The organism is Pseudomonas sp. URIL14HWK12:I12, assembly GCF_003097135.1.
Classification (GTDB): domain Bacteria; phylum Pseudomonadota; class Gammaproteobacteria; order Pseudomonadales; family Pseudomonadaceae; genus Aquipseudomonas.
Genome location: NZ_QEQL01000005.1, coordinates 237302 through 256082 on the forward strand (window position 1 = coordinate 237302; position 18781 = coordinate 256082).

The following is an 18781-nucleotide window of genomic DNA, read 5'->3' on the forward strand; positions in this document are numbered from 1 at the left end:
CTTAGATCCACAGCTTCTTGACGTCACGGCCGCCGTAGATCAGGTTGACGAACGCGCGGGTCACCATGATGGCCGTAAACATCGAGGTGAAAATACCGAGCGACATGGTGACCGCGAAGCCCTTCACAGGGCCTGTGCCCATGGCAAAGAGGATGCCGCCCACCAGCAGGCTGGTGAGGTTGGCATCGATGATCGCGGTGTAGGCGCGGTTGAAGCCTTCATGGATGGCGCGCTGCACGGCCATACCTGCAGCAATCTCCTCGCGGATCCGCGAGAAGATCAGCACGTTGGCGTCTACCGCCATGCCCATGGTCAATACGATACCGGCGATGCCTGGCAGGGTCAGCGTAGCGCCCAGGATCGACATCAGCGCCAGCAGCACTACCATGTTGAAGGCCAGCGCCACGGTCGCGATCACACCGAAGAAGCGGTAGATCGCGATGATGAACAGCGACACGAAGAGCATGCCCCACAGCGAGGCATCGATACCCTTGGTGATGTTGTCGGCACCCAGGCTAGGGCCAATGGTGCGCTCTTCAGCGAAGTACATCGGCGCAGCCAGGCCGCCGGCACGCAGCAGCAGGGCGAGCTCCGAAGATTCGCCCTGGCCGTTCAGGCCGGTGATGCGGAACTGGTTGCCCAGCGGCGACTGAATGGTCGCCAAGCTGATGATCTTCTTGTCTTCGGTGAAGGTCGGGACGCTCACGTCCTTTTCGACGCCATCGACGGTCTGGCGAACGGTCTTGGTGCTCGGCTTCTGCTCGATGAAGATCACCGCCATGCTGCGGCCCACATTGCTGCGGGTGGCGCGGTTCATCAGGTCGCCGCCATGGCCGTCGAGCTTGATGTTCACCTGCGGGCGGCCGTGCTCGTCGTAGCTGGCCTGGGCATCGGTGACCTGATCACCGGTGATGATCAGGTTGCGCTCAACCGCTGCCGGGGGGCGGCTGCCATCACGAAACTCGAACGTCTCGGTGCTGGCACGGGTGTCTTCCGGGCCTGCGCCCAGGCGGAACTCAAGGTTGGCCGTTTTACCGAGGATACGCTTGGCTTCTGCGGTGTCCTGCACCCCTGGCAGCTCGACCACGATGCGATTGGCGCCCTGGCGCTGCACCAGAGGCTCGGCCACGCCCAGCTCGTTGACACGATTGCGAACGGTGGTGAGGTTCTGCTTGATCGAGTACTCGCGGATTTCCGCCAGCTTGGCCTGGGTCAGGCCCATGCGCAGCACCGACAGCTCGCCGCGGCTGCTGGGGGTGATCTCGAAATCGGTGAAATTCTTGCGGATCAGGCTCTGGGCCTTGTCACGCGAGGCGTCGTCGGCGAAGCCCAGCTGGATCGCATTGCCGTCCTGCGGCAGGCTGCGATAGCGCACTTGTTCCTTGCGCAGAAGTGTCTTGACCTCGCCCTCGTAGACCTTCAGGCGAGCGTCGACCGCTTTGTCCATGTCCACTTCCAGCAGAAAGTGCACGCCACCGGACAAGTCCAGGCCCAGCTTCATCGGGTGAGCGCCGAGCGAGCGCAACCACTGCGGGGTGGTCGGTGCCAGGTTCAGGGCCACGACGTAGTCGTCACCCAAGGCGTTGCGCACCACGTCCTTGGCTGGAAGTTGGTCTTCCTTGTTGCTCAGGCGCAGCAGGCCGCCCTTGCCACCTTGGGCGAGCGAAGAGGCCTTGACCGCAATGCCGGCGTCGGCAAGCGCCTTGCTGGCCTTGTCCAGGTCTGCCTGGCCCACTTGCAGCGCGCTGCTGGCGCCGGTGAGCTGGATGGCTGGATCGTCAGGGTAGAGGTTGGGTGCGGAATAGATAAAACCGACCGCGAGCACTGCCACGATCAGAATGTACTTCCACAGAGGGTATTTGTTCAGCATCACGCCGCCCGTTCAAGACGCAGGGCGCGTTGCGCGCCCTGACGTATAAAGAAGAAAACCGCCGTTCAGATCGCTTTGAGCGTGCCCTTCGGCAGGGTCGCCGCCACGGCGCCCTTCTGGAACTTGAGCTCAACGTTGTCGGAAACCTCGACCACGATGAAATCGTCGGTGACCTTGGTGATCTTGCCGGCGATCCCGCCGGTGGTGACCACTTCATCACCCTTGGCCAGGCCACCGAGCAGGTTCTTCTGCTCTTTGGCACGCTTGGCCTGGGGGCGCCAGATCATGAAGTAGAAGATGACCAGAAAGCCAACCAGGAAAACCCACTCGAAACCGCCGCCCATCGGGCTAGCGGGGGCAGCGGCATCGGCCGCTTGCGCGGTGGGAATCAGAAAGCTCAGCAAGCTCATTTAGCGCTCCAGTTGCTCATTATTAATAGGAAAGGATCAGTCAAGCGGCGGCACGGGCAGCCCGCGCCGGGCATAGAAGGCATCGACGAAGGCGGCCAATTTACCCTGTTGGATAGCCTCGCGCAAACCGGCCATCAGGCGCTGGTAATGGCGCAAGTTATGGATAGTATTGAGCATGCTGCCGAGCATTTCGCCGCACTTGTCCAGGTGGTGCAGATAGCCGCGGGAGAAGTTCTGGCAGGTGTAGCAATCGCACGAGGCATCCAGTGGCGAGTCATCATGGCGATGGATCGCATTGCGGATCTTCAGCACGCCGGTGTCGATGAACAAGTGCCCATTGCGCGCGTTGCGGGTCGGCATCACGCAGTCGAACATGTCCACGCCGCGGCGCACACCTTCCACAAGGTCTTCGGGTTTGCCAACGCCCATAAGGTAACGAGGTTTGTCTGCGGGCATCTGGCCAGGCAGGTAATCCAGCACGCGGATCATCTCTTCCTTGGGCTCACCCACCGACAGCCCGCCGATGGCCAGGCCGTCGAAACCGATCTGCTGCAGGCCTTCCAGCGAGCGCATGCGCAGGTCTTGGTGCATACCACCTTGGACGATGCCGAACAGCGCAGCGGTGTTGTCGGCGTGGGCATTCTTCGAACGCTGCGCCCAGCGCAGCGACAGCTCCATGGACTTGCGCGCCACGTCGTGCTCGGCCGGGTACGGTGTGCATTCGTCGAAGATCATCACGATGTCCGAACCCAGGTCACGCTGCACCTGCATGGACTCTTCGGGGCCCATGAACACCTTGGCGCCGTCTACCGGCGAGGCGAAGGTCACGCCTTCTTCCTTGATCTTGCGCATCGCGCCCAGGCTGAACACCTGGAACCCGCCCGAATCGGTGAGAATCGGCCCTTTCCATTGCATGAAGTCATGCAGGTCGCCGTGGGCCTTTATCACCTCGGTGCCCGGGCGCAGCCACAGGTGGAAGGTGTTACCCAGGATAATCTGGGCGCCGATCGCCTCCACGTCACGCGGCAGCATGCCCTTGACCGTACCGTAGGTGCCAACCGGCATGAAGGCCGGGGTTTCGACCACCCCGCGCGGAAAGGTCAGGCGGCCTCGACGGGCCTTGCCGTCGGTGGCCAGCAGTTCGAACGACATCCGGCAGGTGCGGGTCATGGGTGTTCCTCGGCGGCGCCGGCCGTTGGGCCTTGGGGCGCGGGGTTGCGGGTAATGAACATGGCATCACCGTAACTGAAGAAGCGGTAACCGCCCTGCACGGCCGCCGCATAGGCCGCCATGGTCTCGGGGTAACCGGCGAACGCCGAGACCAGCATCAGCAGCGTGGACTCGGGCAAATGGAAATTGGTGACCAGCGCATCGACCACATGAAATGGCCGGCCCGGATACAGAAAAATGTCGGTATCGCCGCTGAAGGGCTTGAGCTCACCGTCACGGGCTGCGCTTTCGAGCGAGCGCACGCTGGTGGTACCGACGGCTATCACCCGGCCACCCCGCGCGCGGCAGGCGTGAACGGCCTCGACCACCTCGGCGCTGACTTCCAGCCACTCTTTGTGCATGTGGTGATCTTCGATGCGCTCAACACGCACCGGCTGAAAAGTGCCGGCACCGACGTGCAGGGTCACAAAGGCAGTGCTCACGCCCTTGTCGCGGATTGCCTCGAGCAGCGCCTGGTCGAAATGCAGCCCCGCCGTAGGTGCTGCGACCGCACCGGCACGCTCTGCGTAGACGGTCTGGTAGCGCTCGCGGTCGGCGCTCTCGTCGGGCCGGTCGATGTAGGGCGGCAGCGGCATGTGCCCTACCCGCTCCAGAAGCGGCAACACCGGCTCAGCGAAGCGCAGCTCGAACAGCGCATCGTGGCGCGCTACCATTTCGGCCTCGCCGCCACCATCGATCAACAGCTGGGTGCCAGGCTTGGGCGCCTTGCTGGCGCGCACATGGGCCAACACCTCGTGGCTGCCCGTCACCCGCTCGACCAGCACCTCGACGCGCCCGCCGGAGGCCTTTTGCCCAAACAGCCGCGCCGGAATCACCCGAGTGTTGTTGAACACCATCAGGTCGCCAGGGCGCAGGTACTCCAGCACATCGGCGAACTGCCGGTGCGCCAGCGCCCCGCTCGGGCCATCGAGCACCAACAGGCGGCTGCCGCGGCGTTCGGCCAAGGGGTGGCGGGCAATTTGGGCATCGGGAAGGTCGAAGGAAAAATCGGCAACGCGCATGGTGAGCTTCAGGGGGCGACAGGGCGAAAAATTCTAGCGGAAAATCAGCGCATTGACCATGAAAGCTGATTGACCGACCAGCGGCACCTCTTTATACTTCGCCGCCATTGCCCCGGTGGCGGAATCGGTAGACGCGGCGGATTCAAAATCCGTTTTCGAAAGGAGTGGGAGTTCGAGTCTCCCCCGGGGCACCACCTACACAGATCCAGTGTTTCCCAAAACATCTGGATAGCCAAAGAAACCGGCCACTGCGCCGGTTTTTTTGTGGCCGCTCGGTATCTGTCCCCTTGCGCCCCCTTCAACAGACCCTTTCTTCCCCGCTGCGGTCCACTGCCTGTACCCATACCGCGGAGCGAACGACCATGGCCACCCGAGTCAAGAAGCTGGAAGGCAACGATCGACCCTCCGAGTATCAGCATGTGGAGCATGTGTTCCGCGTTCAGGCCGATGATGGCTCGCTGCGCTACTTCGAGGATGAGGAAGAGGCCGCGCGAGCAGCGGCTGCTTTGTTCGTTCAGGACCGCGAAGAGAATGGCTGAGCGGCCCTTGCAGTCATGCCCGGCCCACCGGCACCATACCCGCCTATAACCCAGGGGGGTATGTCTATGTCTCACACTCATGCGGGCAAGGCCGACCTGCTCAAACGCGTCAAGCGCATCGCCGGGCAGGTCCAGGCCATCGAGCGGGCGCTGGAGAGCGAAGCGGCGTGCGGCACCACGCTGCACTTGGTAGCGGCTACCCGTGGCGCGATCAACGGTTTGCTCGACGAAATCGTCGAAGCCCACGCGCGCGAGCATGTTGCCAAGCCGGGCCTCACCGATCAGGCACGGGCCGAGGGCGTTGAAGAGCTCCTTCAAGCCATCCGCCGCTACAACAAATGAAGGGTTCGCTCAAACGCCAACAGGCGTCGATGGACAGGGCACTGGCCCGCGCACTCACCGTGGCCTGCGATCAAGCTCTGGCGCAAATCATCGGCTTCGAATGGCTCACCCACCGCGCCAACTATGAGCGCTTCCCAGACAGCCTGGTCGTCACTTGGGTGTTCGCGACCGATCAGCACTGCCAGGGCGCCGACCTGGCCCGCCTGAACGCGCTCACCCAGGCGGCATTCGACGACGCCGGCATCCGTGTATCCGATGTCGCCGCCCACGTGGCATTGGACTCTGAAGAGCGCTGCATCGCCCAGCATGGGGGCGACTGGCGAGCGCGGCTTCGCAATGGAGGCACTCATGGGTAAGGAAGTCGAAAACCCTTGCATCTCCGAATGCAAGTTGAACAGCGAGATGTGTACCAGCTGCGGCCGTTCCCGGGAGGAGATCCGCAAATGGCGCAGCATGAAACGCCCCGAAAAGCTCGAAACGGTGGAAAAAGCCGCTGCACGGCTCAAGAGCCTGAAGAAAAAGAACAAGAAGAAGAAAAAAGCCTAGGCCGTTACACTGCACGCTTTTCAGAGCCCACCGTGATGTCCGAACCTCAACGCCTTTCCCGCCGCCTCATCGAGCTGCTCGGCTGCTCGCGCCGCGAAGCCGAGCTGTATATCGAAGGGGGCTGGGTCACCGTCGATGGCGAAGTGGTCGACACGCCCCAGTTTCAGGTGGCGGGGCAGCAAGTGCAGTTGCTGCCTGATGCCAAGGCCGAAGCGCCGGAGCCGGTCACCTTCATCCTGCATCAGGCACCTGGGATGGACGAGGCCAGTGCGCTCGCGTCGATAACACCTCAGGCGCAGGCCGAAGCGTTCGACACCGGCAAGCGGGTGCTCAAGAGCCACTTCCGCCGCCTGCAGTGCCTGGCACCCTTGCAGGCCGGTGCCAGCGGGCTGCAGGTGTTCAGCCAGGATTGGCGCACGGCACGCAAATTGACGGTCGAATTCGCCAAGCTCGAGCAAGAATACGTGGTGCAGGTAAGCGGTACGCTACGCGAGGGCGGCCTGGACCGCCTCAAACGGGGTGCCCTTTACAAGGGCCAGGCGCTGCCCAAGGCCAAGGCCAGCTGGCAGAACGAAAACCATCTGCGCATTGCGGTGAAGGCGCCGGAGCCCGGCGTGATCGCGCAGCTGTGCAACGCCGTGGGCCTTGAGGTCATATCGATGCGCCGCCTGCGGCTGGGGGGCGTAGCGATGGGTAAACTTGCGGTGGGCCAGTGGCGCTACGTCACGGCACAGGAACGCTTCTAAGCCCGGGCCATAGCGCACGCCACTAATGAGCAGTGAGCCTTTCGGCCCACTGCGGATGCTGCATCAGTGCATGAAGATCGCGATCAGGATAATCACCGGGATTGGCACCCCGAGGAACCACAACAGAAGCGAACGCATAACTTTCTCCTTTCCGGCGATGCCGGATCAATGAAACCCAATCGGATCAACGAACACTGACGGCTTCGCGGTCAGTGCCTGCGTAAGGTTCGTCCAGCCATACCGCGCGGTCGCGCTGGCGGCCGCCGAACAGGGCAGCGAGGCTGGCGAAGAAGGCGCCGCACAGCAGAGCGACGAAGGTCCAGAGCGCCGTGTAGGCAGCGACTTTCGCCGCTTTGTCAGCCGCCTGTTGCGCGGCCACCTTGGCATCCTCTGCTGCCTTGCGGGCTTCGGCATACACCTGGTCCACCTTCTGCTCGGCTTCCTGCTGGCTGAGGCTGGTGCGCTGTGCAACGAATTGCGCCAGATACGCCCGGTCATCGGCATTCATTTGCCCGTCGCCGGCCAGCGCCTTGTTCAGGATGCGGCTGGTAGCGCCTTGTGCATCGGTTTGGTTCGCCTGCGCCGGGTCGGCGCTGCGCAGCAGCTTGTCGACGAAATAGCCATTTTCACCCTGCCCACTGGTAGCTGCCCCCGCAACTGATGCGCCGCCGGCCGCAACGGCCGCCCCCGCAGCCTGGCCACCGGCCTGGGCCACGCTGCTGGCGGCACCGCCAACGCTACTGGCGATCAGTGCCGCGGTCACCAGCGTGGCCACCGCCCAGGCGAGGAAACCATGGCTGGTGTCGCGAAAGTACACCTCATCTGCGTGCAGGCTGGCCCATTTGACCCGCAGCCGCCCCGCCAGATAACCACCCAGGCCAGAGGCCAGGATCTGCGTAACGAGCAACCAGACGATGGTCGAGATCGCCAGCGTCTTGGCTGAGGCGCCCTGGTCAGGCCACGGCGAACTGGCGGCAAAGCCGAGCCCGGTGCCCAACAGCAGCAGGATCATCGAAAGGGCGGCAGCGCCGGCAGCACCGGCAAATATGGCGGCCCACGAAACACCGGATTGGTTGGCCCGGTCAGGGCCGAGGGATTGCACGGGAGTTATCATTATTGAAGGCCTTTGGCAGTGAAGGGGAAATCCATTCACTGGTTACGACCTGCGGCCCGATCCCGTTGTTACAAAATTATTCCGCGTTTCCCAGCGCCAGGGATTAATGGTCGAGTTCACCGTACAGACGGTCTGCCCCTTCCCCCTTGAGTGATGCCAGAGGCAGTTACATCTCGTCCACCCGCTCATCCATTACCAACATGTGCCCGGCATAGTGGGTAAACACGTAAGGCGCCTTCAACTTCGGCAGCACCAACTGCGGCGTCACCCCGCAGGCCCAGAATACCGGCACCGCGCCAGGCGCCATGGGCGGCAACACCCCGAAATCCGGTTTGGCGAGGTCCGCTATCCCCAGTTGTGCAGGGTCACCGATGTGCACGGGCGCGCCGTGCCCCGTGGGGTAGCGCGCGGTCACTTCCACCGCCCGGGCAACCTTGGCCGCCGCCACAGGCCGCATGCTCACCACCAGCGGCCCGCTCAGACGCCCGGCCGGCTCGCAGAGCCTGTCGGTGACATACACCGCTGGCGCCGTGGCCGCCACCGGGATGCCTGCACGGCGCAAGGGTGCATCGAAGGTGTGGCTGCAGCCGAGCAGAAAGGCCACCGCATCGCCCGGCCAGCGCTGGAGCAGGTCGCAAGGCTCCTCCACCAGCTCGCCATACTCCCAGACACGGTAGCGCGCAAGCATGCAGCGCAGGTCGATGCCGCCCACGAACGGGTTGCCCGGCTCGGTCACGGCGATCACCGGGCAGCTCTTGGGGTTGCGTGTGCAGAACAGCAGAAAGTCATAGGCATAGTCGGCCGGCACCACTGCCAGGTTTGCCTGCTGGTAATCGTCGAGCACGCCCGACGTCGGCCCTGGCCATTGCCCCTGGGCGATCCACTGGCGCAGTTGCGCTGGGCTGGTCGGGTTCATTGGGCCAATTCCCCATGGGCGGTTTCACGCAAAGCCAGCAACGACAGCAGTGCACACAGCGCAGCGCCTGCCATGAAATAGCCGGGCGTGAGCAGGTTCTGGGTCTTGCCGATGATCGAGGTGACGATGTAGGGCGTGATACCGCCGCCGAGGATCGCCCCCAGGTTGATGCTGATGGCCATGGCGGTGTAGCGCACCCGGGTAGGAAACTGCTCGGCGTAGGTCGGGTAGCCCACCGATTGAATCACTGGCATCGGCAAGGTGGCCACGAACATTGCCAGCGCCGCCAGCCATAGGCCGCCGCTGCCCATTACCAGCATCATTGGGATCACCAGCAGCACGTAGCCGGTGAAGCCCACCGCCAGCACCTTGCGCCGGCCCAAGCGGTCCGACAACGCGCCCCAGAACGGCATCATCGCTGCCATGCACAGGCTGATGATGGCGATCACCCAAAACACGTGGGTCTTGTCGAAGCCAAGGTACGTGGTGAGGTAGATGTTCATGAACACCAGGCCGATCCAGTAGCCGGCGTTCTGCCCGAACGTCAGCAGAATCACTTTGACCAAGGCGCGACGGTGGGAGGCCAGCACTTCACGGATCGGAGCCTTGGGCGGCTGCTCTTTCTCCAGGAAAGCTTTGAACGCCGGGGTTTCTTCGACGTTGTGGCGCATCCGGCAAGACAGCACCGCCAGGGGAATCGACAACAGAAACGGCAGGCGCCAGCCCCACTCGTGCAACTGCGCATCGCTAAGCGAGGCGGTGGTCAGCCCGCAGGTAACCGCTGCACAGGCGCCGCCCAGCGCCACCCCCACCGGAGTGAAAGCGCCGAAGAAGCCGCGCCGGCCGGTAGGCGAGGATTCAGCCACGAAGGCCGCCGCGCCGATCACCTCGGCGCCGGCGAAAAAGCCCTGCACTAGCCGGATGAGCACCAATAGCACCGGTGCCAGGGTGCCCACGTGCGCGGTGGTGGGCAGCAGGCCGATGGCGGCGGTGGCCAGGCCCATACCGATGACGGTGGTCAGCAGCACGGCTCGGCGGCCGATGCGGTCACCGAGCCGGCCCAGCACTACGCCGCCCAGCGGGCGCACCAGGAAGGCACTGCCAAATACGGCCAGCACGGCCAGCAGTGACGCGGTGGGGTTGTCCCCGGGGAAGAACAGCGGGCCGATGATGGCAGCCATGTAGCCATAGACCCCGAATTCGTAATACTCCACCGCCGTGCCGGTGGCCGACGCTGTGGCGGCGCGCCGAGCGACCGAGGCGTTTTTCATGGGGCGCGCAGCGGCGCCAGGGGCGTGAGAAGACGTCAGCACACGAGACATGTTTCACCTTTATCCGTCGATGTATGGAGGCAGTTCTGGCCGGTATCACCGGCCGTGCTTGTCGTCCGCGCCGGTGTAGCGAGCGCGGCCCTCTTTTGTTATGTCGGGTGGATCTCGGCAGTAGGGAAAGCAGTGCTCAGGGCCTGTGTGAGCCTAAAAGTGAATGAGAGGCCAGCCGCGCGAAGCGAGCTTCGCGGGCTTGGCTCAGGTGTTGGGCCTGATCGATGTCGACCAGCGAAAAATGCAGGGTGTCGCCTGGGAGTTTCTGCGCCAGCCGCGGCAGGTCGACACTGATGACCTGAGCGATCCGCGGGTACCCGCCGGTGGTTTGCCGATCGGCCATCAATACGATCGGCTGGCCATTGGGTGGCACTTGTACCGTGCCGAAGCTGACCGCCTCGGACAGCAGATCCACAGGGTTGTGCAAGGCCAGCGCCTGGCCGCAGAGGCGATAGCCCATGCGCTCGGAGTCGTTACCGATGCGGTAGGCACTGCCCTGCAACTGCTGGCGGGCCGAGGTACTGAACAGATGCCATTCGCGGCCCGGCATGACCCGAATCGGAGCGTTGCCCCCCTGCCCTTCCCAGCCTGAGGCGTCTACCCGCGGAGGGTTGGCGAAGCTGGAGCAGATCGAGATGACATCGCCCGCTTGCAGCGCCCGGCCGGCGTACCCGCCATAGCCGGCGCGGCTATTGGTGCTGAGGCTGCCCAACGTGGGCGTTAGCAGATAGCCGCCGCGCACCGCTAGGTAGGCTCGCGCCCCCCAGCGGCGCCTGCCGAAGGCAAGCACCGCACCGGGCCGCACGCGCACGGCACGCAACGGCGGTAAAGGGTGGCCGTCAAGCTGCGCGCCCAGGTCCGCACCGGCCAGCGCGATGACCGTGCCGACCTGGAAACGCAGGGTCGGGCCCTGCAGCAACACCTCCAGGGTCGCTTCGGCAGCTGTATTGCCCACCAGCACGTTGGCCAAGGTGTGGGCGTCGCTGTCCATGGCACCATTGGCAGGCACGCCCAGGTGCTGGAAGCCGCTGCGGCCCAGATCCTGGAAGGTGCTCGAAAGGCCTGGCCGGATCACGTGCAGCGTCATGGCTGCCCCTGCGCCAGGGCCTGGAACTGGCGCGGCTCGATCGGCACGAATTGCACGCGGTCCCCCGCGCGCAACAGGCACGGCTCGGGCCTGGCCAGGTCGAACACGCTCACCGGTGTTCTGCCGATCAGGTGCCACCCTCCCGGCAGCTCACTGGGGTAGATCACACTTTGCCGGTTGGCCAGGCCGATACTGCCCCGCGCGACCTGGGTGCGCGGCACTTCGCGGCGCGGCAGGCTCAAGCGCGCGTCAAGCTGGCCAAGGTACGCATGCCCCGGTGCAAAGCCCAACATCACCACCGTGACCGGTTCGGCGCTGTGGCACGCGATGAGTTCAGCCGGCGTCAGCCCGCAACGGGCGGCGACCGCTTCGAGGTCTGGCCCGTGCTCACCGCCGTAGCACACAGGGAGCTCCCGTACGTTTGACGCCGGTCGCTGTTGAAGCTCAGGGATGTTCAGCATCATTTCCCGCAGCTGCCGTGCAAGGCTGCGCCACGGTAGCTCGCCGGGCAGGCACTTCACCGTTGTCGGGTGGTAATGCACACCGACGGTCACCATGGCCGGCACCACGTCCAGCACGCCGCGAAGTTCGCCGGCCTGACGCTGCGCTTGCAGGTGATCGGCCAGCGCCGCCGCCTGCCGATTAGCGCTCGCACTGAAGCACTGTGCCAGCTCGATGATCAGGCAGGTATCGCCGCAGGGGCTGATGGGCCATTGCGACGCCTGGGTGGGTGCGCTGAGTGCGTGAGTGGGGAATGTGCCCATGTGCGTCTTCATCATCCGTGGCAGCGAGCATGAAGCGCTTTGCACGAACGCACGGGCGCACAACCCAGCGTGATCACGGGCGATCACACCGGCATGCACAGGTCACGGTCAGCGCAAGGCAATGGGCGCCGCCTCTCTTCAGGAGGCGGTCGCCTGGAAGGTGTCACTTGGCGAACAGCAGGCTCATGTCCTTGAACGCCTTGAACTCCAGCGCGTTACCGCAGGGGTCGAAGAGGAACATCGTGGCCTGCTCACCGACCTGCCCCTTGAAACGCACATAGGGTTCGATCACGAAACGGGTATTGCGGGCCTGCAAGCGGTCAGCCAGGGCCTCCCACTCCTCCCAGCCAAGAATCACGCCGAAATGCGGTACGGGTACATCGTGGCCGTCGACCGCGTTGGTGTGCGCCGACTCCTGCGACGCGGTCTTGGGGTGCTCATGGATCACCAGCTGATGGCCAAAGAAGTCGAAATCTACCCAATGGTCCGAAGAGCGCCCCTCGGCAAGGCCGAAGGTTTCACCGTAGAAAGCCCGCGCAGCGGGCAGGTCATAGACCGGAATGGCAAGGTGGAAAGGCGATAGGCTCACGGTGCAATCCTGTGGGTGGTTGTGCTTGGCTCGATTATTCACCCTTGTATTCGTTGTGGGATAACGAATATGTTTTGATCCGAGCACAAATTATTTCGATCAATCACCGCCATGATTCGTGAACTGAAAACCTTTCTTACCGTGGCCCGCTGCGGCACCTTCTCTGCCGCTGGCAAGCAGGTCGGGTTGACGCAATCGGCTGTAAGCGCGCAGATCAAGAACCTCGAAGACACACTGGGGCTGACGTTGTTCGACCGCACCGGTCGCACCGCAACGCTCAATACCATGGGCAGCCGGGCCGTTCCTATGGCCGAGCAGATTCTCGAACTGTTCCACGCCATGGGCACCCCGGCCGAGGCCGCGCAGTTCAGGGGCGAGCTGCGCATCGGTGCGATCGGTACGGTGCAGTCGTGCCTGTTGCCCGGCATTTTGCTGAGCCTTCGCCAGCGGGCGGTAGGCATCGAGCCCAAGCTCATACCGGGCGTGTCACTGAACCTGCTCAATCAAGTGGACAGCGGCGAAATCGATCTGGCGATCATCATCCGCCCACCCTTCTCGCTGCCCAAGGAGCTGGTGATGGAGGGGGTGCGCAGCGAGCCTTTCGTATTGATCGCTCCCCCGGGCATGCCGTTGAAGCCCCCGCTTCAGATGCTCGCTGAGCATCCGTTCGTGCGCTACGACCGCAGCTCGTTCGGCGGCCGCCTGGTCACGCAATTTCTGCGCCGCCATCACCTGCAGCCGGCTCAGGTGCTCGAGCTCGACGAGCTCGATGCCATCGCCAAAATGGTCGAACGGGGGCTGGGCTTGTCTCTGGTACCGCTGGCAGGGCTATGGCTCGAAAGCCCGCATAACGTGCAGGTGCTGCCACTGGGCGCATTGACCTTTTACCGTGAGCTGGTGCTGGTGTCTCGCTACGGCGCACGGCGGTCGGCGCCCTTGCAGCTGTTCAAAGAATGCTTGGCCGAACATGTTGCACACGAAACCCCAACCTGAACTTCAATGGCCTCTGTGGGCGTGTGCCGTTCGTCGTATATCTTGGGCAACTTACAAGTTCGGTGAAAGTTTATGGAATTCCACCTCACCCGTACTCGTCAAGAATAAGGTAACGACGAAACTGGAGGTGCAACATGGTCATTGAAGCGACTACCCTTGCCGAACTTACCCAGGTACTGGCCGCCAGCTGCGGTGAAACCCGGGTCGCACGCCTTAAATTCATCCGCGCGCCCTACAGGGACCACCACCGCTGGATCTGCGTGGTCGAGGACAAGACAGCTGCCCCGTCCCTGCGCAAGGCCGTGTAGCAAGTGGCAACTTTCGTGCAACTTGCAAGGCCTGCAATGCAACTTGCAATGTACCTGTAAATTTGCGTAATGGGTACAGTAACCGGGGGCTAAATGCCTTTAAATCTTCTTCAGGAGGCGTGCCCTTTATTATGAAGATTGGCGTTATCTCAGATACCCACGGCCTGTTGCGCCCCGAGGCCATCAGCGCACTTCAGGGCAGTGACTGGATCCTTCACGCTGGCGACATCGGTTCGGCGCAGATACTGGAACAGCTCGCGGCTATCGCACCCGTCTTGGCCGTGAAAGGCAACAACGATGAGCGCGCAGAATGGGCCCAAGGGCTGAACGCGATGATAGACCGTGAATTCAATGGCTTGCGGCTTCTGATGGTGCATGACATTGCGGATGCCGAACGGGCACTGCAGCCCGATACGCGGGTGGTAATCACCGGGCATTCACACAAACCCGTGATCCGGTGGCAGGGCGAGCGGCTTTACCTGAACCCCGGCAGCGCGGGGCCGCGCCGCTTCAAATTGCCGGTAACGGTGGCTCATCTGTGGCTGGATCAGCCTGCACCTCGGGCAAGCTTGTCAGCTCTGCTTGACTGACCTGGTTGAGGCTATCAGGCACCGGGGCCAAAACAGGCAGAGGTTGAAGCCGAACAGTGCTGAAGATGCTGATCGCCTGCAGCTCCGTTCGCTCAATCAGCTGATCCAAGGCAGTGCCTACGGCCGCAAGCGCCTGCAGTTTCAACTCGCCGTCGCCGGGCGCACTTGCAGCCTGCTCGGCCAGCAGGGTCGCACGTTTGATAGGATCGGACAGGGGCATGACAGTGGCTTCCAGCCAAATCGACCCTGCAATAGTGCGCCGATAGGGGCCTTAGGGCAAATGCCCGTGTCGAACCGGCAGGGGTTCTGGCGGGGGGGGCACCGTTACAGAGGCCTCTCGGTAAGAATGCGCCAAGCGGCAGCCCGCCTTTCTCAACCGGCGCGGGTGATCACCTCGGCGATGCCGTCCAGCCCGACGATATGCCGCGCCGCACCCAGCTTGATTGCCTCGCGGGGCATCCCGAACACCACGCAAGACGCCTCGTCCTGGGCAAAAGTATCCGCGCCAGCGTCGAGCATTTCCTTCAAACCACGGGCGCCGTCGTCGCCCATGCCGGTCATCAGCACGCCGGTGGCATTAGCCCCTGCATAGCGGGCCATGGAGCGAAACAGCACGTCTACCGAAGGCTTGTGGCGGTTCACCGCCGGGCCATCGACGACGCGCACGTGATACTGGGCGCCGCTGCGGGCCAGCATCATGTGCCGGCCGCCCGGCGCGATCAGCACCTGGCCGGGCAGCACCCGATCATTATCCTGCGCTTCGCGCACTTGAACCGCACAGAGGCTGTCCAGGCGCTGGGCGAAGGCAGCAGTGAATTTCTCAGGCATGTGTTGCACCACCAGAATCGCCGGGCACACCCGCGGCAACGCGGTCAGCACCCGTTCCAGGGCTTGAGTGCCTCCCGTGGAGGTGCCCAGTGCCACCAGGCGCTCGGTGGTCCGGGCCATGGCCATCGCCTGCCCGGCCGGCAAGATGGCGTCGGCGTTGTGCTTGGGTACCGTGGCTGCCGGCACGGTAGGGCGGGGCTTGAGTGCGCGCAGGTTGGCGCGGGCGGCCGTACGGATGGCCGTGATCAGGTCTGCGGCCGAACTTTGCAGGAAGTCGCGTAGGCCCACCTTGGGCTTGGCGATGATGTCGGCAGCGCCTGCCGCCAATGCTTGCACGGCGGTTTCACTGCCACGCTCGGCCAAGGTCGAACAGATCACCACCGGTGTTGGCCGCTCGGCCATCAGCTTTCGCAGGAAGGTCACCCCGTCCATGCGCGGCATCTCGACATCAAGCACGATTACATCTGGCCATTGCTTGGCCATTTTCTCCATGGCGAACAGGGGGTCGCTGGCGACCCCGATCACCTTCATGTCGCTGGTGCTTTCAAGAATCGCCTGCAGCACTTGGCGCACCACAGCCGAGTCATCGATGATCAGGACCGAAATAGGCATGGGAACGGGGCTCACGGTTTGCGGTAGATGGAAGGCGATACCAGCGTCAGCGCGTCGGTAACGCCATTAAGGCTTTCCGAGTGGCTGACCAGAAACACCCCGCCGCTGCGCAAGAACGGCACCAGCCGCTCGACCACCCGTTGCTTGGTCGGCGGGTCGAAATAGATCAGCACGTTGCGCAGCAGAATCACGTCGAATTCGGCCATCCTGGGCAGGCGCTCGTTAAGGTTGACCTGCATGAACTGCACGCGCTCGCGCAGGTGCTTGTCTACCAGCAGCGTACCGGCCTGCTTGCCCGTGCCCTTGAGGCAATAGCGGCTCAGGTGTTCGTGGCTGAGGTTGCGCGCCCGCTCCATCGGGTAATGGCCGCGGGCGGCCTTCTCCAGCACTCGGGTGCTGATGTCGGTGCCGAGAATTTCCCACGGCTTGTCGCCCAGGCAGTCGGCCAGCAGCATCGCCAGGCTGTAAGGCTCCTCGCCCGACGAACAGGCCGCGCTCCACACCCGCAAGGTTCGCCCCGGCCGTTGCAGATTTGGCAATTGCTGGCGCAGCCAGTCGAAATGCTTGGGCTCGCGGAAAAAATAGGTTTCGTTGGTGGTCAACAGGTCCAGTGCCACCTGGGCTTCGAGCTGGCCGTTGCCAGCGCTGACCATGGCAAAGTACTGGGCGTAGTCACCCAGCCCATGATGGCGCAGCCGCCCGGCAAGCCGGCCAGCCACCAGGGCGCGCTTGCTCGGCGCCATATGGATGCCGGCGCGCTGGTAGATCCACTGCTGGAACTGCGCGAACACCGCATCGGTCAGGCCGTTGCTGTTCACGCCGCCGCCTCGCTGCCCACTTGCCCAAGCTGCGCAAGCTCATGGGCGGCCAGCACGTTGTGGGCATTGAGTACCACCACGAAACGCTCCGCCAGCCGCGCCATGCCGGCAATGAAATCCGTGCGGATCGGCGCACCGAAGGCCGGCGCTGGCTCCATCTGCTCACCAGCGATGTCGAGCACTGCGCAAACTGCATCGACCAACAGGCCGAATACCTGTCGCTCACCCTGCTCGCTGGTCAGTTCCAGGATCACCACGCAGCTGCGCCGGCCCACTTGCGACGGCGGCTGGCCGAAGCGTGCGGCAAGGTCGATGACCGGCACCACCGCCCCACGCAGGTTGATGACCCCGCGCAGGTAGGCGGGCATCATCGGCACTACCGTCAACGGGCTGAGCTCGATGATCTCCTTGATGCCTTCGATCGCCAGGGCATAGGTTTCCCCCGCTACGGCGAAGGTCAGGTGCTGGGCGTCCGAGGCGCCGTTCACGTTGTGCTCAGTCATGCGGGCAGGCCTCAAAAGTGGGTGAATTCAGCTTCGCTGAGTTCAGCTGCAGGCGCCGAGCGCCACGCCGGGCGAGCAGTGGCCGGGGTCGCTGCACGTGGCGTGCGGCTCACCGGGCGCGCTGCGCTGGCAAGCTGCTCGCCATCGACTTTGAAGAAGCTCATGGCCCGTTGCAGTTGCTCGGCCTGGCTGCTCATTTCTTCAGCGGTGGCCGCAAGCTCTTCGCTGCTGGAGGCGTTCTGCTGGGTCACCTGATTGAGCTGCACCATGGCCATGTTGATCTGCCCGACGCCAGCGGACTGCTCCTCGGATGCAGCGCTGATTTCTTGTACCAGGTCGCTGGTCTTGCTGATCGAAGGCACGATCTCGGTCAGCAACGCGCCGGCACGCTCGGCCAGTTGCACGCTGCCGGTGGAGAGCTCACCGATTTCCTGAGCGGCCACCTGGCTGCGCTCGGCCAGCTTGCGTACTTCGGCCGCTACCACGGCGAAGCCTTTGCCGTGCTCGCCGGCACGGGCGGCTTCGATGGCAGCGTTGAGCGCCAGCAGGTTGGTCTGGTAGGCGATGTCGTCGATGATGCCGATGCGCTGGGCGATCTTCTTCATCGCCTCGACGGTTGCCTGCACCGACTGCCCACCTTCCACCGCTTCACGGGCGGCCTTGCTGGCCATGCCATCGGTGACCTTGGCGTTGTCGGTGTTCTGGTTGATGCTGGCGGTCATCTCTTCGATCGACGCGCTGGTCTGCTCGACGCTGGCGGCCTGTTCGCTGGTGGCCTGGCTCATCGACTGCGCCGTAGCGCTGACTTCTTCCGAAGCACTGGCCAGGTTGTCGGCGGCATGGCGCACTTCACCGATGATGCGGCCCAACTGGCCGACCATGTTCTGCATGGCCGTCAGCAGGCGGCCGGTTTCATCCTGGCCGGTGACTTGCACGCTCACGCTCAGGTCGCCCTCGGCCAGGCGGGTGGCAACGTCCATCGCATGGCGCAGCGGCCGGGAAATGATCCGCGACACGAACCAGGTCAGGAACAGGCCCAGGGCCAGGGCGCCGGCCAGCACCGCCGAAATCGAAAGGCGGGCACGGCCATAAGTGGTCGCAGCCTCGTCGCTGGCGGCTTGGGCGTTACGGTCGTTCAGGGCAACCAGCTTGCCGAGGGTCGCCGAAGCGCGCTCGAACACTGGCTTGGACTCTACTGCCAACACCGTCTTGGCGGCGGTCTTGTCGTTCTGGCGAGAAAGGCTCAGCACCTTCTCGCTGACCTTCAGGTAGGTGCGGTAGTCGGCCACGAACGTGTCGTACAGCTGGCGTTCTTCGTCGCTGGAGATCAGCGGCTTGTAGTTGTCGATGTTCGCATCCACATTGGCGCGCGACTCGTTGAGGTTCAGGTTCAGCTCGTCCATTTCCGCATCGCTGTCGGCAAGGATGTGCCGGGCTTCACGGGTACGGTACTGGGTCAGGTTGTAGCGCATGCTGGCAGCGGCGCGGATCGACGGCACGGAATCACCGGTGATCTTTTCGGAAACGCTATTGAGTGCACTGAGCTGGAAGATCGCGAACACGCCCAGAACCACGGACAGGGCCAGGATCAACAGAAAGGCTATCAGCAGCTTGGCGGAAATTTTCAGGTTGTAGAACCATTGCATGATGCAC

Annotated in this window: 22 protein-coding genes and 1 tRNA gene; 9 read left to right on the forward strand and 14 right to left on the reverse strand. The window is 63.6% G+C overall.

What is annotated here, in order from left to right; translation table 11 throughout:
* Nucleotide 1: 1 nt before the first annotated feature.
* From secD to queA, 4 genes are all read right to left on the reverse strand, one after another.
* On the reverse strand, nucleotides 2–1870 hold the full coding sequence (gene secD / locus F474_RS16295) for a protein translocase subunit SecD (RefSeq protein ID WP_097085833.1): 1869 nt from the start codon (nucleotides 1868–1870) through the stop codon (nucleotides 2–4).
* 65 nt (nucleotides 1871–1935) lie between these two features.
* Nucleotides 1936–2271 (reverse strand): preprotein translocase subunit YajC, encoded by a 336-nt coding sequence (gene yajC, locus F474_RS16300; protein ID WP_097086171.1) that lies wholly within the window; start codon nucleotides 2269–2271, stop codon nucleotides 1936–1938.
* A gap of 45 nt (nucleotides 2272–2316) precedes the next feature.
* Nucleotides 2317–3432, reverse strand: coding sequence for a tRNA guanosine(34) transglycosylase Tgt (tgt, locus tag F474_RS16305; protein ID WP_176510733.1), 1116 nt, complete (start codon nucleotides 3430–3432; stop codon nucleotides 2317–2319).
* 14 nt (nucleotides 3433–3446) lie between these two features.
* The gene (gene queA / locus F474_RS16310) at nucleotides 3447–4511 is read right to left on the reverse strand and encodes a tRNA preQ1(34) S-adenosylmethionine ribosyltransferase-isomerase QueA (protein ID WP_097085829.1); all 1065 of its coding nucleotides are present in this window, start codon (nucleotides 4509–4511) and stop codon (nucleotides 3447–3449) included.
* A gap of 109 nt (nucleotides 4512–4620) precedes the next feature.
* Here queA and F474_RS16315 point away from each other — a divergent pair.
* The 6 genes from F474_RS16315 (at nucleotide 4621) to F474_RS16335 (ending at nucleotide 6684) form a co-directional block, all read left to right on the forward strand.
* Nucleotides 4621–4705, forward strand: a tRNA-Leu gene (locus F474_RS16315).
* 168 nt (nucleotides 4706–4873) lie between these two features.
* A complete protein-coding gene (locus F474_RS22700; protein ID WP_165830327.1) occupies nucleotides 4874–5050 on the forward strand; it encodes a hypothetical protein in 177 nt (58 codons plus the stop codon).
* Nucleotides 5051–5116: 66 nt separating this feature from the next.
* Nucleotides 5117–5392 (forward strand): metal/formaldehyde-sensitive transcriptional repressor, encoded by a 276-nt coding sequence (locus F474_RS16320; RefSeq protein WP_097085828.1) that lies wholly within the window; start codon nucleotides 5117–5119, stop codon nucleotides 5390–5392.
* A gap of 29 nt (nucleotides 5393–5421) precedes the next feature.
* Complete coding sequence (locus F474_RS16325; RefSeq protein ID WP_256577772.1) at nucleotides 5422–5748, forward strand: hypothetical protein; 327 nt, start codon at nucleotides 5422–5424, stop codon at nucleotides 5746–5748.
* Nucleotides 5741–5938 carry a DUF1289 domain-containing protein gene (locus F474_RS16330; protein ID WP_097085824.1) on the forward strand — a complete coding sequence of 66 codons (198 nt, stop codon included), beginning with the start codon at nucleotides 5741–5743 and terminating at the stop codon, nucleotides 5936–5938. The genes F474_RS16325 and F474_RS16330 overlap by 8 nt, the downstream gene beginning before the upstream one ends.
* 35 nt (nucleotides 5939–5973) lie before the next feature.
* Nucleotides 5974–6684 carry an rRNA pseudouridine synthase gene (locus F474_RS16335; protein ID WP_097085822.1) on the forward strand — a complete coding sequence of 237 codons (711 nt, stop codon included), beginning with the start codon at nucleotides 5974–5976 and terminating at the stop codon, nucleotides 6682–6684.
* A 184-nt stretch (nucleotides 6685–6868) separates the two neighbouring features.
* Here the strand turns inward: F474_RS16335 and F474_RS16340 are convergent, their stop codons facing one another.
* From F474_RS16340 to F474_RS16365, 6 genes are all read right to left on the reverse strand, one after another.
* Nucleotides 6869–7798 carry a hypothetical protein gene (locus F474_RS16340; protein WP_097085820.1) on the reverse strand — a complete coding sequence of 310 codons (930 nt, stop codon included), beginning with the start codon at nucleotides 7796–7798 and terminating at the stop codon, nucleotides 6869–6871.
* A gap of 166 nt (nucleotides 7799–7964) precedes the next feature.
* Complete coding sequence (locus F474_RS16345; RefSeq protein WP_097085818.1) at nucleotides 7965–8714, reverse strand: D-glutamate cyclase family protein; 750 nt, start codon at nucleotides 8712–8714, stop codon at nucleotides 7965–7967.
* Nucleotides 8711–10036 carry an MFS transporter gene (locus F474_RS16350; RefSeq protein ID WP_097085816.1) on the reverse strand — a complete coding sequence of 442 codons (1326 nt, stop codon included), beginning with the start codon at nucleotides 10034–10036 and terminating at the stop codon, nucleotides 8711–8713. The genes F474_RS16345 and F474_RS16350 overlap by 4 nt, the downstream gene beginning before the upstream one ends.
* A gap of 136 nt (nucleotides 10037–10172) precedes the next feature.
* The gene (locus F474_RS16355) at nucleotides 10173–11123 is read right to left on the reverse strand and encodes a biotin-dependent carboxyltransferase family protein (RefSeq protein WP_097085815.1); all 951 of its coding nucleotides are present in this window, start codon (nucleotides 11121–11123) and stop codon (nucleotides 10173–10175) included.
* Complete coding sequence (pxpB, locus tag F474_RS16360; RefSeq protein WP_097085813.1) at nucleotides 11120–11887, reverse strand: 5-oxoprolinase subunit PxpB; 768 nt, start codon at nucleotides 11885–11887, stop codon at nucleotides 11120–11122. Before pxpB ends, F474_RS16355 begins: the two co-directional genes overlap by 4 nt.
* Nucleotides 11888–12050: 163 nt before the next feature.
* Complete coding sequence (locus F474_RS16365) at nucleotides 12051–12476, reverse strand: VOC family protein (RefSeq protein WP_097085811.1); 426 nt, start codon at nucleotides 12474–12476, stop codon at nucleotides 12051–12053.
* A 111-nt stretch (nucleotides 12477–12587) separates the two neighbouring features.
* On the opposite strand from F474_RS16365, the gene F474_RS16370 reads away from it, so the two are divergent.
* The 3 genes from F474_RS16370 to F474_RS16375 all read left to right on the forward strand — a co-directional run bounded on the left by F474_RS16370 (nucleotide 12588) and on the right by F474_RS16375 (nucleotide 14367).
* On the forward strand, nucleotides 12588–13469 hold the full coding sequence (locus F474_RS16370) for a LysR family transcriptional regulator (RefSeq protein ID WP_097085809.1): 882 nt from the start codon (nucleotides 12588–12590) through the stop codon (nucleotides 13467–13469).
* A gap of 134 nt (nucleotides 13470–13603) precedes the next feature.
* Entirely contained in the window at nucleotides 13604–13777 is a 174-nt protein-coding gene (locus tag F474_RS22705; RefSeq protein ID WP_165830328.1) for a hypothetical protein, read from the forward strand.
* Between the two features lie 131 nt (nucleotides 13778–13908).
* The gene (locus F474_RS16375; RefSeq protein ID WP_097085807.1) at nucleotides 13909–14367 is read left to right on the forward strand and encodes a metallophosphoesterase family protein; all 459 of its coding nucleotides are present in this window, start codon (nucleotides 13909–13911) and stop codon (nucleotides 14365–14367) included.
* A gap of 372 nt (nucleotides 14368–14739) precedes the next feature.
* On the opposite strand, the gene F474_RS16380 is transcribed toward F474_RS16375, so the two are convergent.
* From F474_RS16380 to F474_RS16395, 4 genes are read right to left on the reverse strand one after another with little or no spacing between them, the layout of a single operon-like run.
* Complete coding sequence (locus F474_RS16380; RefSeq protein WP_097085805.1) at nucleotides 14740–15807, reverse strand: chemotaxis response regulator protein-glutamate methylesterase; 1068 nt, start codon at nucleotides 15805–15807, stop codon at nucleotides 14740–14742.
* Between the two features lie 11 nt (nucleotides 15808–15818).
* On the reverse strand, nucleotides 15819–16625 hold the full coding sequence (locus F474_RS16385) for a protein-glutamate O-methyltransferase CheR (RefSeq protein WP_097085804.1): 807 nt from the start codon (nucleotides 16623–16625) through the stop codon (nucleotides 15819–15821).
* Nucleotides 16622–17128 (reverse strand): chemotaxis protein CheW, encoded by a 507-nt coding sequence (locus F474_RS16390; protein WP_097085802.1) that lies wholly within the window; start codon nucleotides 17126–17128, stop codon nucleotides 16622–16624. The genes F474_RS16385 and F474_RS16390 overlap by 4 nt, the downstream gene beginning before the upstream one ends.
* Nucleotides 17129–17139: 11 nt before the next feature.
* Entirely contained in the window at nucleotides 17140–18774 is a 1635-nt protein-coding gene (locus F474_RS16395) for a methyl-accepting chemotaxis protein (protein ID WP_097085800.1), read from the reverse strand.
* Between the last annotated feature and the right edge of the window lie 7 nt (nucleotides 18775–18781).